This is a genomic window from Rossellomorea sp. GQ25, assembly GCF_059758515.1.
This window is the reverse complement of record NZ_JCAXEQ010000008.1, coordinates 1-16,974: the sequence shown is the minus strand read 5'-3', so window position 1 is coordinate 16,974 and position 16,974 is coordinate 1. Positions and strand designations below refer to the sequence as shown.

Below are 16,974 nucleotides of genomic sequence, written 5' to 3'. Positions count from 1 at the left end.
ACCTCAGCGGATCCATCCATTTTCTTTGAAATCCTTAAAGAATACTTCGTTTAATGGTGGCAGGCAACTTGTCTGGGTATAGCCAAACCCCCATTTTTTACATAATGATTCAATCTCTTTGTTGTGGTTCAGTAATCGCTCCTGATAGAGCTCCACCATCCTCCGACTTATTGAAACATTCGCTTCCCGGTGTTTTTCACTATCTATTAATTTGACATCACCTTGATAGGATGGCGCTAGCTCTTCTTCATCGAGGAGTTGAATAAAATAAACCATTTCTCTTTTAATCGAAAGTTTTCTGAGTGCTTCCTCTATCACTGAGAGTGATTCGAGTCCATCTGAAAGAATAAAGGAAACCGAGCTTTTTTTTCGTACCCCTTTTCCTACCTCCTCAAAAAAGCAGATTCCATCTTCTTCTGAACGGTCAAGGGACAGCTCTTGAATGTCATAGAGAATCGCTTTTGCGTCTCGTGCCCCTTTTTTCATAAAGCTCTTTTGTTGATGAGCTCCCATGCAATGCAAAGAAAGCCGATCATCATTTGAAAGAGCTAAAAAGGATAGTGCTCCAGCTAATTCTTTCGCTCTCTTCCACTTCCTATCTTCTATTAACATGGAGTTCGAGCAATCAAGGTAAATATGAACCTTTATTTCTCTTTCATCCAGATACCTTTTGATATATACCTTTTCCGTTCTGGCATACACATTCCAGTCAATTTGCCTTACATCGTCCCCAAGTTCATACACTTGATAATCGGAAAATTCCAGGGAACTCCCATGATAGGTTGCGAGACGTGAGCCTTTATGATGACCGTTCTTTAATCGTTTACTGGTAATCCTGTGCCTTTTCAATTGAGCTAGAAACTGGCTGTGCCAAACTGTTTTCACCGACTATCACCTTTTTGAACGTAATCGATCATTTCTAGGATGAGTTCATCCGTTCCAACACTCATTGCTTCTCCTTCAAAATTCAGGATCATACGGTGCCGCAATACGAGAGGAGTCACCTTTTTCAGGTCCCCCATGGAAACATGGAACCTGCCTTGTGTTAATGCTCTCGCTTTGGCCATAAGGATGACATTTTGAAGCCCCCTTGGTCCACTTCCAAATTCAACATATTGTTTGATTCTTTCAGTTGTTCTTTCACTTTTCGGGTGTGTTGCATCAATAAGATCAATGGCAAAGTCGATCATTTCATCTGTGACCATTATTTCTTTCACCAAATCCTGAATGCTTAATAGTTCAGCTTGATTCAGCTTTTTCTCAAGAACGATTTCATCGGTTCCTGTTGTACGCTGGATAATTTGTTTCAACTCCGCTTTAGTAGGATAGGAAACTAAGATTTTACACATGAACCGATCCATTTGTGCTTCAGGTAAAGGGTACGTTCCTTCAAGATCAATGGGATTCTGTGTGGCCAAGACAAAGAAGGGCTTTTCCAACGTCATCGTTTCGCCTACCACAGTGACCGTATTCTCTGCCATTGCCTCAAGAAGGGCACTTTGCGTCTTGGGAGTCGAACGGTTGATTTCATCCGCTAACACTAAGTGATGAAACAAAGGACCTTGATGGAAAACAAACGGATGATGATCGTCCCGGCTTTGTTTCATGACCATCGTTCCAGTGATGTCTGTAGGCATTAGATCCGGGGTAAACTGAATTCGTGAAAAGCTAAGGTCCATAACATCCGCCAGGGTACGCACCAACATCGTTTTCCCTAATCCAGGTAAGCCTTCCAAGAGAGTATGACCTCCTGCAAGAATGGACCAAAGCACACCCTCTACAATTTCCTCTTGCCCTACGATAAAGCGCTGAACCTCTTCCTTCACATCTGTTATCTTCAAAGAAGCTTTCTTAAATTGTTGCTCCTTATCTTCTATGTTCACTCTACCAACTCCCCTGGATCAATTTCACTAAAATAGGATTGTACGATATTCTCTAAATCTTTAGGGATCGTGGATCGATCTGACGACTTCCGGTAAGAAGAATAATAGTCTTGATACACTTCTTCATATGGACGAAGGGTTCCCTTTTGGACCGGTCCATTGCTCTCAAACCGCTCTCCCTGTTCACCCTCACCTAATTTGCCTGTATCCCGTTCAATATGGTTCTGTCCTTCAATTTTTTCCGGGACAGAAAGCATCTCTCTGGATCCTTGGCCGTTGCCGGCTCCGTTTCCTGCTAGAGGGGAAGAACCGTTTCCAGTTCCGGCACCGTTTCCATTCCCTTCCTGGCCAGGTGAATTTGAAGCACTGTTGCCAGGCTGATTTCCATTGCCAGATGAAGAAGGATCCTTATTTGCCTGTGACTTACTGTTTGCCTGATTAGATGGTGCTTTACCGGAATTCTGTGCCAATGAATCTGAACCTGTTGTCTCACTCTGTCCAATTGCATTCTTTAAGAGATCGGCTTCATTTTGAAGTTCATCTTGAAGTTTAGCAAGTTGATCTAATTGTCCTGCTACGCTATTCGATTCTTTCATTAATTTTGATAATTCTTCTAAAGAGGCAATATCCTGTGATTTCAAAGCCATTAAAAGCTGGTCTCTTTGCTCTTTTGTCATTTGATTAAAAGCTCGCTGGAGTTTATCTCTATTTTTTTCTTGAAGCGCTTTGTTTACGTTCTCTATATTTATATCTGCTATCTTTTTCTTCACTTCCTGCAGCTTTTCATTCTGTTTTTCTATTGATTTCTTCTGAAATTCGAGCTCTTTAACTTTTTTGATTATTTCACCATATCGTTTGGTCGCTTCCTTTACTTTCTCGAGCTCTTCATTTTTCTTCAACAGCTTTTCTTTAATAGAAGCATTCTCTTTCTTTTTCGCCTGTTCTGTTATTCTTTCATTTGACTCCACAATGATCTCCTTTTCTTTCTCAATCCGATTCGCTTCTCGAAAAGAGGCATCCCATTGAGTGAAAATCAGCAAGGATAAAAGCATAAGAATTCCGCTTGATAACAGGAATGAAGGCTGAATTCTCTTCTTTCCATATTTCAATACTTCCGGATGAGCTGGTTTCATCTTCTTCAATGCATCATACACAACTAAAGAGGATAGGGCATGGCCACTGTGAAGGCTACTATAAGCGGCCGTTACACGATTGTCGTCCACGAACCTATCATAGGTTAAGGCACTATCCTTCAAGGTGGCTCTTCTTCGATAAAACAAAATCGCAAGACCAATGAAAATAGAGTGGCAACCTATCCATAGGATTCTTTCCCAATATGGGATTACAACTAAGGCTGCTATCGAAACGATGCTTAGAGCAAAGACTCCTGCATAAACAAGCAGGAGCTGAATGTAATACCATAATTGATTAATCCATAGCTTTTTTCTAATTTGCCGAAGCAATTGAAGAAATTGTTGAGTATGTTCCATCTTCTCACCCTTTATTTAGCGCTCTTCACCTTCATGCTTGGTCGTAGCTTCATGACACTGAGGGACAGGGCAATCACTGCAAGAACGGTGTATATGATCATGAATGAAATCCATAAAGGAAACGTAATGCCGCTGCGAGTGTATATTTCTTCAATCGCTATTGGTTCAAAATGGCCCATCATGACAATCCCGGGATTAAACATGGCGATTAGATACGGTGCAGGATTGGTCTGATTCTGATAAGGACCGCTTCCGATTGCCATTGAGAGCATAAAGAGGAATAACGTCCCCCCTGCAAGAAAGAGAACCGTTGCATAGGTTGTGACCATCGACACGATCGTTTTTCGAATGATCGTCGAATATAAAACTCCCACGGAACCAAATGCAAAAACCAGAAACAAACTGTATCCAAATACAAAGAGTAAATCCGTTGGGGAAACTCCCCCGAACAAGAATACAAAGCTATATAGAGGCAAACTTGAGACAACGAGTAGTAACAAATAAGAAACCGACGATACCAGTTTACTCAGGATTATACTCATTGAACTTTGCTCCGTCGTCAATAACATGCTTAATGTTTGCTTCTCTCTTTCTCCGCTGATGACACCGCCTGTTAATCCAGGTGTAATAAATAACACGAGAGCAAGCTGTAAGAATGAGAGAATCATAAACATCACCCGGCTTTCTTCGGGACGAAAATAACCAGTATTTGAAAATCGCGTTTGCATATAGATGAAACCGATCACGACAATTCCTACGGCAATTAAGTAGCATAACATTCCGATAAATGCTTTAAATGAACGAAAGCGAAGTTTAAATTCTTTGTTTAACATAGGATTGATAAGTAACTGCTTCATGAAAGTGTCACTCCTTTCGTGATCTCCATAAAGACATCTTCTAAATTCGTTTCAGTTTCTTTGAAACTCACAATCTGGATATCGTTTAAAACAGCTTTTTTCAATAGCTCTACTTGCTCCGTTTCTTCTCCTTTATAAAGGAATTGAAACATTCTATTCTCCTCGTCCACTTCAACCTTTGAAACAAAGGGATCGTCTTCAAAGAATGCCACAGCATTCTCCACCATTCCCCTTACCCTCACGACTATCAGTTTCTCTGCCTGCAGTTGAAATTGAATATCCTGAACAGAACCATGAGCTACGAGTTTCCCATTATCAATCACGCCAATTTCATCACACATTTCCGCCAGCTCGGGAAGGATATGAGAGGAAATTAATATCGTTTTTCCCATTTTCTTTAATTCTTTAAGAATTTCCCTCATTTCTATTCTGGCCCTCGGATCAAGCCCTGATGCCGGTTCATCGAGTATCAGCACTTCCGGATCGTGGATGAGGCACCTTGCTAAACAAAGACGCTGCTTCATCCCCCTGGATAAAAGGTCAACGTAGGAATCTTTTTTATGAGATAGATTCACCAGTTCCAACAGCTGGGGAATGAGCTTCTTTCTTTGCTCTACAGGAATCTTATAACTTGCACCATAAAAGTCCAGGTATTCGTCAGCTTTTAATTGATCATACACTCCAAAGAAATCAGGCATATAGCCGATTTGCCTTCTGACCAATTTTGGATCTTTACTTATATTGAATCCGTTCACGGTAGCCGTTCCTGCAGTAGGAGCTAAGAGAGTAGCCAAAATGGAAAATGTCGTAGATTTCCCCGCTCCATTTTGACCAACAAAACCAAATACGGTTCCCTTTTCAATGGATAAGCTCAGATCATCAAGGGCCAGGAACGACCCATAGCGTTTAGATAAGTTTTGAATCTCGATCATGGTTGAACCTCTCCTTTCAACACAATGTTAGGAAGACGAACAAACGGATCCCCTTGAGATCGTTTTTCAAACTCGAAAACGATTTCCCCATTGTCATTCAAATATTTGTTCAATTGCTCTTTTACTTCGATTGAGTTCGAGGATGATTCAGAAAGCACCAGCCGTTCACCTGTTTGTGGATCGACCAGAGAAAACTGAAGCGCCCCTCCTGTATGAAGAGTTATATTTAGCGAATGAAGAGTAACCTTCGATAAATCAATTTGATTAGGGAGGTGAATGGATAGCTCATATGTCCCATCTTCGAGTCCCATCTCATCTGCACCATTATGTGAGTAATGCTCAATCACCTGTCCCTGAACAGGCTTCACATCAAGATCAAGCTGTTCATTCCTAAGTGTAAAAGCACCCTTATAGTTTCCCAAGGAAGGAAAGTGTTGATAGAGTAGTGAGAAATTTTCAGACTTGGATTCTTTGTTTTTAATTTTCATATGGAATATCTCCGCATCTGTATACCCAAAAATGACCGGGGAGTTATTTTCATTATCCGCAAAAATCATTTGAGATGCGAAACTTTCCAAACGTTCTTTCTTTTGCTGCTTAATGTTTTGCTGATTCGGTAATGGCGCTGACATATTTGGGTTCCCGATAGGAGAAGATAAATAATTCGTTGAAAGCTTTTTATCGACCTCGAGCGTATCCCCGGCTTTCACTTCTCCCAAACGATACATTCTGGACCCCGACCAAATATAAATATCTGTAAAATCATATGGAAAATCGTTTTGAATCGTACCGGATAAGGTTTGGTCCTCTAACACTAATTCCGGTATAAACTTTCCAACTTCTTCTTTTTCGCTTGATCCGAGTAAAGTCCTCGTGGACCAGTACTCTACATCCCGGAATGTAATGGATCTACTATCCTTCGTCATCTCTTCAACTGCAAACTTATACTGATCTACTCCCCCCGTACTATTCCTGACCCTTGCAGGTGTGATATCTAGATTATGCCTATCTGAAACAAAATCATAGTCTCCCCCGGAGTTTGAGAGTGCGCTAAAAGCTGAAATTCCGTGTACGCTCTTATCTTCGTCGACTTTTAAGATACTCATTTGATTTAAATGAGGCTTTGAGATTCTATCTTTAGCTCCGGTGATAAAAATCCCTGAAGAAACGAGGACCGATATGGCAGGAATGATCCACCATGCTTGTTCACGTTTATCCACTTTTCTTAATAAGAAATAGAGCAGAGGTACAAGGACAATCAAGTAAATGATGAGAATGATCACAAGTGTACTTACTTTAAAATTGGTAGTCGGAAAGAGTTCATTGCTGTCGGCTACTTCATAATACATTCTCTCCAGGAAACTTTGATCTCCATTGGACTGGCCAAGTAGAAAGTAGGGTTCTGTTTTAGAAAGGATGTTTGCAAACCATTCGTCATAGTTTTCCCATGCATTTAATGCAGGATCACCCAGTGAGAATGCCGTCTGCCACACTTCTCCTAAGCCTTCAGAACTTTTCACAACCAATGGGATCCCGTCTTGCTCAACCAGAACATCCGATTCTGGTTTAACAGTCCCTTTAAAGATTGGTAATGAGTTAAAGGAAGCCTCTATATTCTTCTTCACATTAAAAGTTGAAGTGTCGGAGAGTGTCGATTCTTCCCCGAAAGTAAGAGGTGCCATATCTGCTACAGAGCCAAGAGTATCTCCTAAATGAGGAGCCCCCCCAATAAATACAACTCCACCCGTGTCAACCCAGCTTTTTAACGCTCTTTGTTGGTCCTGGCTAAGTTCTGATATGTTAAATTGGTCAATGATAAGATAATCAAGCATTTGAAGTCCGCTTTTCTCTTCAGGAATGTTTTCCTTTGTGAGCGTTAAAGCCTCTACCCGATTCCCGCCCATGTTAGCCCCTTTAATTCCCTTCAAACGGTCTGGATTTTCACTCAATAAGCCAATGGTCGTATAATTACTATAGATAAAATTAGGAGTTAATCGTTTATCCCCTTTAAAATTTATCTCTTTTCCTTTTTTCCAAGATCCTTGGAACAAATGAATCGTTTCCTGATTGGAGTTATGCCTGATTTCATCATTGAATCCTGGAATGGATAATGTGTATGTACGTTTTGAATTTGCTGGCACATCTATGGATAACGCTCTTGCCCCTCCAGTTTGATAGGAAGGAGCATAATCAAACAATAGATCCCCCTTGAAATCGGAACCTGTATTTTCGACGGTTACTTTAAGGGGGAAACCTTTTCCCTCCTTCACTTTTCCATCGATTCCTTCTTCCACTGTAATCTTAATTTGTGCTTGAGCTAATGATGTATCTTCCATGAAAAGAAACATCAAGAACCCTAATGTCACCACAAATATTGCTTTCCTCCATCTTTTCATTTGCTTTCCCCTCTTTCTTTCTCTCTACAAGATAGACGAAATCATCATGGGAAAAGTTTCTATTATTTTTATCTTTTTCCTCATTCTCCATCTACCTTAAGTGTAATTTTACACTATTTTCAACTCTTAGCAAGACCATTTTAGAAATTTATGTTAATTTTTCTTAAAATGACCAAAAAAATCACGGAACGATATCGTAGATATCGTTCCGTGATACACACTCATTATTTTAATCCACCAATATAATCTGAGAGAAGGGAGATGGCAAAGTCTATCGCTTCCTCATCAGGGTTTAATTTAGAATGATGCAGTCCAAATGGAGAATCCACGCCAAGCCAAAACATAAAGCCTGGTATTTCCTCAAGCATATAACCAAAATCTTCACCCGTCATAGCTTCTTTACAGATTACGAGGTTCCGATTCGTTTTTTGGACGAAAGAAATGAAATGATTTGTCCACTCCGGATCATTGTAGACCTGGCGATACATACTGCCATAATCCACCTCAATATCACAATCATAACTGATTTTCATACCATCGATTAACGCTTCCAGCCGTTTTTTTACACTTTCCATCGACTCGGCTGAAAGAGTACGGATGGTACCTTCCAATCTGGCTGTTTCAGCGATGATATTTTGCACCGTCCCACTTTCCATTTTGCCGACAGTGATAACCGCACTGTCTAATGGATCGACATTCCTTGAAACGATCGACTGCATTTGTGTGACAAAGGAAGAGGCAACGACGATCATATCCTTGGTCTGATGTGGATAGGCAGCATGGCCGCCTTTTCCTTTAAAGTCAATAAATAACTCAGACGTATTGGCAAAAAGCAGCCCCTCTTTAACCGCAACCGTCCCCACCTCATATTCCGGTGCAATGTGAAGTGCGAAGATCACATCTGGCTTCCATTCCTTCATGATCTCACTTTCAAGCATGAGCTTCGCTCCACCTGGTCCCTCCTCTGCCGGTTGAAATATGAACAGAAGATCATCTTCTATCGGGTGGTGAACGAAATGGGTTAATACCCCCAGCTCAATCGACATATGAAAATCATGGCCGCATGCATGCATCCTCCCTTCATGTGATGAGGGAAAGTCCAATCCTGTTTCTTCCGTAATCGGCAGGCCATCAATGTCCCCACGGTACCCAACCATTCTTTTAGGATCGGTGCCATGAACCTTAACGAAAAGGCCTGTTCTCCAGGTCTTAATCTCTATTCGGTCAGCAGGTAGGCTTGAAATATAATTCAATAGGTATTGCTGTGTTTTAAACTCTTGAAACCCAAGTTCAGGAATTTGATGGAGATCTCTCCTAATCGACTTAAAGTCTACTATAGACATGGGTATCCTCCTTACATGAATAATAGATGGATAGATAGTGAAAATGAGACCTTACAAGAAAAGAACAGACGCCAGCCGTCCGTTCTCTCTTTGATCATGCTATTGTTGAATTGATTACAGTTGACGTAATTCTTGTTTTATTTCAGTCTTTGATTTTGTTTTTTCATCAATGTCTTTCAATTTCTTTGCGGGTGTACCGGCCACAACCGTGTATGGAGCTACATCATCAACGACTATCGCTCCAGCTGCAACGACAGCTCCTTTTCCAACTGTTACCCCTTCCAGGACAACGGCATTGGCGCCAATGACTACATCATCTTCGATGACGACGGGTTTTGCCGATGGCGGTTCAATGACCCCGGCAAGCACTGCACCCGCTCCAATATGACAATTCTTCCCTACTGTAGCACGGCCACCAAGTACAACATTCATATCGATCATCGTTCCTGCACCTACTACAGAACCGATATTGATCATTGCACCCATCATAATGACCGCATTATCACCGATTTCAACTTGGTCACGAATGATGGCGCCTGGCTCAATACGCGCTTTAACCCCTTTTAGGTCAAGAAGAGGAATCGCAGAGTTTCGGCGATCATTTTCTAATACGTAGTCTTCGATTTTATCTTTATTTTCTTCAAGAATAGTAGAAAGCTCGCTCCACTCCCCGAATACGACACCGGAATTTCCTTGAAGGAAGGTTTGGGAAGATGAACCAAAGTCGATTCCCTCTATGTCACCTTTCACATAAACCTTCACAGGGGTAGATTTGGTACTATTTTGAATAAAAGAAATAATTTCGTTTGCGTCCATCATTTTCATAAGAATACCCTCCGTAATTATGTATAAATTCAGAATTTGTTTCTTGAATTACTTTATCAAATTAAAGGATGTAAGACAACCCTAAACGTTAAAACTATGAATTTTCATGAATGAATTCGTTTACAACTTCAACAAATGCTTCTACTTGTCTTAATTGAAAGGCTGATTCATAGCCCAGTAGCCAAGTGTCCCTGTGTATCAGAGAATCATGTTCATCGATTAATGGGATTTTATAAATATCTTCTTCCATCCCGTCTAACGTGATTGCGGGTAAAATGGCGTAGCCGATTCCATTTAATGTCATCTGCTTACATGTTTCAATTTGATCAACAACGATCGTTCGCTTCGGGGTTGTCTGGAATTGCCGATGCCACCAGTCTTGAATTTCCTGATAATAATTCGAATCACTTTTAAATTGGATAAACGGTCGATCAGTTTTCATGACTTCTTCAATCGATTGGATTTCTCTATCGACTAAGTACAGTGTATCTTGAAAGAGATGGTGTTTGGGGCCCTTCCAATCGGGAGTGCCCCGAATGATCCCGATATGCACTTCATTTTCATAAATCGCTTTAAGAATTTCACTGCTCCACCCTGTCATTAACGAGATCTTGGCATGAGGATAGGTTTCCACAAACCTTTTAAGTACTTTAGGAAGCCAATTCTGACCTACAATCGAGGCACATGCAATCTTCAAGGTTCCATGAACCTTGAACTCCAATGCTTGAATTCTTTCCTTCACACTTTCTTCCTTTAGCAACATTTCTTCAGCCAACTTCACCACAAGCTCTCCGGCAGGGGTTAAGGCCAGACCTTTTTGAGAACGAAGGAATAGTCTGGTACCCCATTCCTTTTCAATCGTCTGGAGTCTTTGTGATAGTGCAGGCTGTGATACAAATAGCCGCTCTGCTGCTTTACGCATGTTCATTTCCTGAGCAAGTACATGCAGTAATTGATATTCTGAGAACGCCATCATTTTCACCTTCATAAGTTTTTCTTATATTATATCTTAATTAATATAAAATTTCATTATTATTAAGAATGGAATAGACTGATAGTAGAAACATGGGGAGGTGTTGGAAAGTGGAAGTGATTCTCTTTTTCACTGGATTGGTGGTAGCACTCATTGGAACGTTGGCAGGGAGCGGGGGATTGATTGGTATGCCGGTGATGCTTCTACTTGGTTTACCCATTCATACAGCCATTGCCACGGCCAAATTTTCTAATATTATGAGTTCTTTTTCAAGCTTTGTTTATTTAATAAAGGATCGAAAAGTTACATGGAAAGAATGTTTACCAATTCTTCCTATTGCACTTGCAGGCGGGTTGACAGGGGCATTTTTCTCGGATAGAATATCTCCTTCTTCGCTCGAATGGATGGCCTTTTTCTTTCTGTTATCCGCCCTTTTACTAAGTATCATAAAAGGATTCAAGCCAAAGAAGGTGAATCGGCAGCCATTTCGAATTTATGGATTTTTGTACTTAATCAGTACGTATGACGGATTATTCGGACCAGGGCAGGCAACTATGCTCATGTACACTCATCTACTGCACGGGCTTTCGTATTTAAAATCGGTAGCTCTCACCCGCTTTCAGACTTTTGTAAGCTGCTTAGGAGCATTTACTGTCTATTTTCACAATGGCCACGTAGAATGGGGAGCTGCCATCCCTTTTGCACTGGGTGCACTAATCGGGGCTCAAGTGGCAGTAAGGGGAGCAGCTAAGCTTTCTACGAAACATGTACAAATTTTATTAAACGTGCTTACTCTCATTCTTATATTACAGCTAGGGAAAAATCTATTTCTTTAGCGATTGGTCCCTGGGTAAAAATAAGATGCCGATAAAGCTAAACAGGGCAAAAAGTAAAACGACTAGATATACAGATTGCAAGGAACCTGTAAGTGCATTTTGTAACAACTCGAGCATATCGGAAGACAATTGCTCCCTCTCTTGTTCATTCAAGAGCATATTCACATCATTGATGGTATAATCATTACCGCTTTCTTCTAAGTATCTCTGCAGGCGGCTGTTCAAGATTCCTCCCAATAACGCAGCCCCTATCGTCGTACCTAAATTCCTCATGAACATATTGGTGGCAGTCGCAATCCCTCTGACCTGCCACTCGACAGTAGACTGAATGGAAACGATAAAGGATGTAGAGCTTAGCCCCATTCCTACCCCTACAAAGAATGATCCAAACGCAGCCCATAATGGACCGTATGATGGATCCATCAAGACAAAGATAGTACCACCTGCTATAAGGGATATTCCCCCCATCAAGGAGGTTTTAAAGTAGCCGATCCTTAATAATAAGCGTCCGGCGATTGTAGCCGAAATCGGCCAGCCAATAGACATGGCCGTCAATGTAAACCCGGCGACAGTTGCACTCCGCTCCATGACACCTTGTACAAAGGCAGGGAGGAAGCTTGAGATACCGATTAACATAACGCCTGTTGTTAGTGAAACGATATTGGCGACCAAAATGGAACGGACCTTCCATAGATCAAAAGGCATCATCGGTTGTGCCGTTCGTCGTTGGTGACAAATAAACACAACAAACCCCAAGATGAAAAGGATGATTAGAAATATCGCCTGCCAGGAGTCCCAAGGCAGGTGTACCCCTCCTTCCACCAGTAAATACATTAAAGATGAGAGGGTTACGACTAATAGAAATGCACCACCATAGTCGATAACCGGTTTTTTCTTTTCAAGATTCTCGTGTAAGTACAGCCATAGGCCCATAATCGATAATAAGCCCAGAGGGATATTGACCCAAAACACGTACCTCCAACTCGCATATTCAACCAACAAGCCCCCGACGAGAGGTCCGCTAATGGCGGAAATCCCCCATACACTTGATAAATACCCCTGTATTTTGGCACGTTCTTCCTTTGAATAAATATCTCCCACAATAGTAGTGGCCATAGGTAATACCGCTCCCGCACCAAGTCCCTGGATGAATCGGAATAGAATCAATTGCTCCATCGTTTGGGCAAATCCGCATAAAACGGACCCAATGAGAAAAATCACGATCCCGATTGTGATAATCGGTTTCCTGCCAAATAAATCAGATAATTTACCGTAGATAAGGACGGTTATGGCATTCATTAATAGATAAGCGGAAAACACCCAACTATACAGAGAGAAGCCACCAAGATCACCCACGATGGCAGGCATGGCGGTAGAGACGATTGTTGCTTCAATGGCCCCCATGAACATAGCCAGCATCACAGCTATTAATACAAGCGGTTTTTTCGTCCTTTTGATAGAACCCAATTCTAAACAGCTCATCTTGTTCTCCTTTGAATCGTGTTCCTAATTATTGTTGCTATTTTACAGAAGAAAGTAGTAGTTGATTTCCGCTACAGGATGCTCGCTTTCCGCGGGGCGGGCGGTGTGCCTCCACTTTTCGGACTGTCCCGTTATTCCCGCAGGAGTCGACCACCTGCAGCGAGAATCAACTTTCTCAGCATGAGTTTCTTAAAAAAATCCAAAAAAATAATACAATTTGAGAAAACAACTTAATTAAAGAGAGCCGTAGTCGATTTCTGCATAGATACTATAAATTTTGTTTTGTAATAGATTGTTTTTTCTTACTAGTAGGCTCTGTCACGAAATTTTTTAAAGATGGTGAGGGGAACTGCGTAGACTCCGGCGGATTTTGGGCGTGCCGAGACCCCGTTCGGCTAAGCTGAGGAGGCTCGGCCGAACGCTAGCTGCAAGCGGAGCAGTTCCCCTCACCATCACACACACACTGATTGACAGAGCCCCTGGCAGATCTATGTTATAAAACAACAAAATTTGAGAAAAGAGCCATTAAAAATAAAGAGGATGACAAATATGCCATCCTATATGATCTTACCGTTATGTAACTGTTATGAAGGGTTTAATCCCTTTTAAACAGTTGTCGTTGAAGTTGCTTTAACACAACTCTCCTTGTCATGATCCCTTCAAAGTATCCATCATCAGAAACCACACATAAGAACGGATGGTTCACTAAAAGCTCAAGTGCTTTCTTAAAATCTGATTCTAAGGAGACGCTGGGAAATTCAGTTGTCATGACTTCCTCTACCTTCTTTGCTTCAAGTTGTTCAAACTCAAAGCGCTCAAGACCAAGAATGGAATCTGTGATTAAACTGGAACTGATTAAGCCCTGAAAACGAAATGTCGGATCAAGCACAGGGATGGCTGAGTAACCACTCTTAGTGAGTAATAGTAACGCATGCTCCAAGGAATTCCCCACTTGAACATGAGCCACCTTCTCAGAAGGAATAATGAAATCTTTAATATTCGTTTCTAATAACTCCTTGCTACTCAATGAAATCATGTATAACCCCTCATTTTAAAAAATAAGAATTTGCGTACCAATCTATTAACAAAAGAAGTAGACACTAACCATTTTAACATACCGGAAGGAGAATGTATGTTTTGACGATTGGTTTAAAGACTAAAAAAGATAACCGACTGGTTACCTTTTTAGTACATTAATCTTGTTGAGCTTCTTGTAGAAGTTCAAAAATTTCAATCGCTGTAATGTCTATGTTATCAAAAGGAAAACTGCTTCCTTTTTCATTCATGACTTCAATTTCGAATGTATCTTGTTTTGGTAAATACTTTACCTCACAAATTTTCTTTCCATTGTATTCGAAAAACCGTTGTTGAGTTTCCCCTTGTTCACCTTGCTCTTGTAATGATTTTAATCTTTGTATAATTCCAAGAAGCTGAGACATAATCGGTCTCTCCTTTCCTGTTCTAATTCTTGGTCATAGCTTTTGCATTGTACCAGATACTATCCTGTAAAATCTAATGTTTTGTCCTTTTTCTACATAAATTCCTTTATAATGAAAGGGTAGAAATATATTCTCCCCGGAAAGGATGGATCCGATGAGTATTTATCGTATAGATTCCCGAATATCGTTAGTTGATCTAATGGATTTGTCACTACAGGAACGTACAGGAAGTTATATTATAAACGAAGAGTCCCTTACCATTATCGAAACATCTGCCAGTCCTTCTATACCTCATCTAAAAAAAGGTCTCTCTAAGTTAAACATTAATCTTGAAGATATTCAATACATAATTTTAACTCATATACACCTTGACCATGCGGGGGGTGCCGGTCTTTTCCTGAAAGAATGCCCCAATGCAAAGGTCATCGTTCACCCGAAAGGACGTCGTCACCTTTCAGACCCTACACGCTTGATCGCAGGAGCAAAAGCGGTATATGGAGAGAAATTCGACGATCTTTTCCACCCGATTGTACCCATTCCGGAAGGCCGGATGATTGTGATGGAGCATGAAGAAAAACTGAATCTGAGCGAAAACTGTACATTAACGTTTTACCACACTCCTGGTCATGCCAATCACCATTTAAGTATCTTTGACTCTGTTTCAAATGGGCTATTCACCGGGGACACATGCGGAATCCAGTATACGGTGGGGTCAAAGCACTTCTATATCCCTTCTACTTCTCCCAATCAGTTTAGCCCTGAAAACATGAAGGATTCCATACGCATGTTTAAGGATTTGCAGCTCGATCGCTTGTATTTTGGGCACTATGGTGTCACTGAAGAAGTATCATTTGCATTAGGGGAAGTAGAAAAATGGCTTGATCTTTTCATGGAAAAAAGTGAGGAACAGTTCTCTTCCAAAAGAACGGGGGAAGAGAACGTAAATGCGATTTCTGCTGTACTTTTTGAACTTACAAAGAGTAAAATGGTCCAAAAGGGCGTTGATCCTGACAACCCGATTTTCAAATTATTAACTCTGGATACGAACGTATCAGCAATGGGAATCGTAGATTATTTCGTAAGACAAAGCAAAGGAGAAAAACCATCATGAAAAAAGTCACTTTATACACTCAACCAGAATGCCCACCCTGTGAAGTGGTCAAAATGTATTTGAAGGAACACAATGTTGAATACAAAGCAATCAATATCAAAGAAGATGAACAAGCAAGAGATTACCTTGTAAAAGAGCTGAAGTCTTATTCTACTCCGACAATCACAGTGGACTCTGAAGTGATTTCAGGCTTCAACTTAGAAGCCCTAACGGCAGCATTAAACAAATAAGCATTACGTTTTTCAACGACAAAAAAGTTGGCCCATCCACTTTTCACGGCCAACTTTTCTTGTATTATTGGGATTGAATTCTTTCTGGTAACTCGTACGTAATGGATGAAACCTTCCAAGTACCTTCTTCTTCACTTAATACGACTGCTTCTATACCTGAAACCTGGGAAACAGGACCTTCTTCCTCACCTGTTCGTTCTTCCCACACGTACCAATTTCCATCTATGTATTCTACGTTAGTAGACTCATCATACTTAAAAAATGGAATATAGTGTGGTGCGAAGTCCGATCCAAATGTGATATAACCGCCCTCAACTTCATATACATTCTCCTTTATGAAGCTTGCTGTTAGATTTTTTGTGAAATACTGTGACAGCTTGTCATTAATCCGTTTCTTCGATTGTGGTTTTTCACTTAATGATACTTGGGTACGAAAGGCATCCTCCACAAGAGACAATGCGTTATCTTCAGTAAATTCTGATGCTTGGGTTTGACTGACTTGCCCGCATGCCGCTGTAACGAGCCCTACGATAAGAAATAATAGCCATAATTTTTTCATTTCCATTTGCTTTCCCTCCCTTAAAAAACTTGTTGAAATTATTGTAGCAATGGAAAATTGTCGATTGGTTATCATTTGTTCGTTAAATCCTAACAAGGACTGACATATATTTTGGTTTGGTTGTAAAATTCCCCCTATTGGTGACAGTCAAACACGAAAATCAATGGTACATTTAACCAAAAAAGGTGCCGCATGATTACATGCGGCACCCTCTTAATTATGACAAATAGCGAACGGACCAATATATAATGAACAGTGTAATTAGAATGGTGGCAATTAAGATAGACAAGAAAATAGGATTTCGAATAAAAGGATGCTCCTTCACAACATCCGGTATGTCTGTATCATATTCACCCTTCAGCCGCTTTTCCTGTCCAGCCAGTTTAAAGGTATACACCAACGAATAACCGGCTATCCCTATAACAATCAGGGCAAGCACAATCATATATATACTCATCATAGCCCCTCCTTACATAATGTCCTTAAGAATAATTTGTCCCAATAGGAAAAGGCTATACAAGAAAAGCGGAGGGGCTTTGCCCAGAGGCGACAAGCATAAGCCGAAGCTGACAGAAAGGCGCCTTTTTGCCTTTTTGACAGATTTGACTTATGACCTTA

The 16,974-nt window shown here is 40.8% G+C and carries 17 protein-coding genes; 3 read left to right on the top strand and 14 right to left on the bottom strand.

All coding sequences use genetic code 11. From position 1 onward, the window contains the following. Positions 1-3: 3 nt before the first annotated feature. The 9 genes from AC6CIB_RS20380 to ccpC form a co-directional block, all read right to left on the bottom strand. Positions 4-885 (bottom strand): DUF58 domain-containing protein, encoded by an 882-nt coding sequence (locus AC6CIB_RS20380; RefSeq protein WP_498283804.1) that lies wholly within the window; start codon positions 883-885, stop codon positions 4-6. After that, a complete protein-coding gene (locus tag AC6CIB_RS20375) occupies positions 882-1,883 on the bottom strand; it encodes an AAA family ATPase (RefSeq protein WP_498283802.1) in 1,002 nt (333 codons plus the stop codon). Before AC6CIB_RS20375 ends, AC6CIB_RS20380 begins: the two co-directional genes overlap by 4 nt. After that, entirely contained in the window at positions 1,880-3,373 is a 1,494-nt protein-coding gene (locus AC6CIB_RS20370; RefSeq protein WP_498283800.1) for a DUF8809 domain-containing protein, read from the bottom strand. Before AC6CIB_RS20370 ends, AC6CIB_RS20375 begins: the two co-directional genes overlap by 4 nt. 11 nt (positions 3,374-3,384) lie before the next feature. Beyond that, on the bottom strand, positions 3,385-4,230 hold the full coding sequence (locus AC6CIB_RS20365) for an ABC transporter permease (RefSeq protein WP_498283798.1): 846 nt from the start codon (positions 4,228-4,230) through the stop codon (positions 3,385-3,387). Continuing rightward, positions 4,227-5,162, bottom strand: a complete 936-nt coding sequence (locus tag AC6CIB_RS20360; protein WP_498283796.1) for an ABC transporter ATP-binding protein — start codon at positions 5,160-5,162, stop codon at positions 4,227-4,229. The genes AC6CIB_RS20365 and AC6CIB_RS20360 overlap by 4 nt, the downstream gene beginning before the upstream one ends. Next, positions 5,159-7,558 (bottom strand): DUF8725 domain-containing protein, encoded by a 2,400-nt coding sequence (locus AC6CIB_RS20355; RefSeq protein WP_498283794.1) that lies wholly within the window; start codon positions 7,556-7,558, stop codon positions 5,159-5,161. The genes AC6CIB_RS20360 and AC6CIB_RS20355 overlap by 4 nt, the downstream gene beginning before the upstream one ends. A gap of 224 nt (positions 7,559-7,782) precedes the next feature. After that, on the bottom strand, positions 7,783-8,901 hold the full coding sequence (locus tag AC6CIB_RS20350) for an N-acetyldiaminopimelate deacetylase (protein WP_498283792.1): 1,119 nt from the start codon (positions 8,899-8,901) through the stop codon (positions 7,783-7,785). Between the two features lie 114 nt (positions 8,902-9,015). Then, positions 9,016-9,726, bottom strand: coding sequence for a 2,3,4,5-tetrahydropyridine-2,6-dicarboxylate N-acetyltransferase (gene dapD / locus AC6CIB_RS20345; protein WP_148968577.1), 711 nt, complete (start codon positions 9,724-9,726; stop codon positions 9,016-9,018). A gap of 94 nt (positions 9,727-9,820) precedes the next feature. After that, positions 9,821-10,699, bottom strand: a complete 879-nt coding sequence (gene ccpC / locus AC6CIB_RS20340) for a transcriptional regulator CcpC (RefSeq protein ID WP_498283790.1) — start codon at positions 10,697-10,699, stop codon at positions 9,821-9,823. Between the two features lie 110 nt (positions 10,700-10,809). On the opposite strand from ccpC, the gene AC6CIB_RS20335 reads away from it, so the two are divergent. Continuing rightward, the gene (locus AC6CIB_RS20335; protein WP_498283788.1) at positions 10,810-11,535 is read left to right on the top strand and encodes a sulfite exporter TauE/SafE family protein; all 726 of its coding nucleotides are present in this window, start codon (positions 10,810-10,812) and stop codon (positions 11,533-11,535) included. On the opposite strand, the gene AC6CIB_RS20330 is transcribed toward AC6CIB_RS20335, so the two are convergent. The 3 genes from AC6CIB_RS20330 to AC6CIB_RS20320 form a co-directional block, all read right to left on the bottom strand. After that, on the bottom strand, positions 11,524-13,017 hold the full coding sequence (locus AC6CIB_RS20330; protein WP_498283786.1) for an MDR family MFS transporter: 1,494 nt from the start codon (positions 13,015-13,017) through the stop codon (positions 11,524-11,526). The genes AC6CIB_RS20335 and AC6CIB_RS20330 overlap by 12 nt on opposite strands. A gap of 595 nt (positions 13,018-13,612) precedes the next feature. Beyond that, complete coding sequence (gene cbpB, locus AC6CIB_RS20325; RefSeq protein WP_498283784.1) at positions 13,613-14,053, bottom strand: cyclic-di-AMP-binding protein CbpB; 441 nt, start codon at positions 14,051-14,053, stop codon at positions 13,613-13,615. 157 nt (positions 14,054-14,210) lie between these two features. Continuing rightward, positions 14,211-14,456 carry a YkuJ family protein gene (locus tag AC6CIB_RS20320; protein ID WP_044337569.1) on the bottom strand — a complete coding sequence of 82 codons (246 nt, stop codon included), beginning with the start codon at positions 14,454-14,456 and terminating at the stop codon, positions 14,211-14,213. Positions 14,457-14,610: 154 nt separating this feature from the next. Between AC6CIB_RS20320 and AC6CIB_RS20315 the strand changes: the two genes are divergently transcribed. Further along, positions 14,611-15,567 carry an MBL fold metallo-hydrolase gene (locus tag AC6CIB_RS20315; RefSeq protein ID WP_498283782.1) on the top strand — a complete coding sequence of 319 codons (957 nt, stop codon included), beginning with the start codon at positions 14,611-14,613 and terminating at the stop codon, positions 15,565-15,567. Then, on the top strand, positions 15,564-15,797 hold the full coding sequence (locus AC6CIB_RS20310; RefSeq protein WP_498283780.1) for a glutaredoxin domain-containing protein: 234 nt from the start codon (positions 15,564-15,566) through the stop codon (positions 15,795-15,797). The genes AC6CIB_RS20315 and AC6CIB_RS20310 overlap by 4 nt, the downstream gene beginning before the upstream one ends. A gap of 64 nt (positions 15,798-15,861) precedes the next feature. Here the strand turns inward: AC6CIB_RS20310 and AC6CIB_RS20305 are convergent, their stop codons facing one another. After that, a complete protein-coding gene (locus AC6CIB_RS20305; RefSeq protein WP_498283778.1) occupies positions 15,862-16,362 on the bottom strand; it encodes a DUF3993 domain-containing protein in 501 nt (166 codons plus the stop codon). Positions 16,363-16,573: 211 nt separating this feature from the next. Further along, a complete protein-coding gene (locus AC6CIB_RS20300; protein WP_498283776.1) occupies positions 16,574-16,813 on the bottom strand; it encodes a hypothetical protein in 240 nt (79 codons plus the stop codon). Positions 16,814-16,974: the final 161 nt, after the last annotated feature.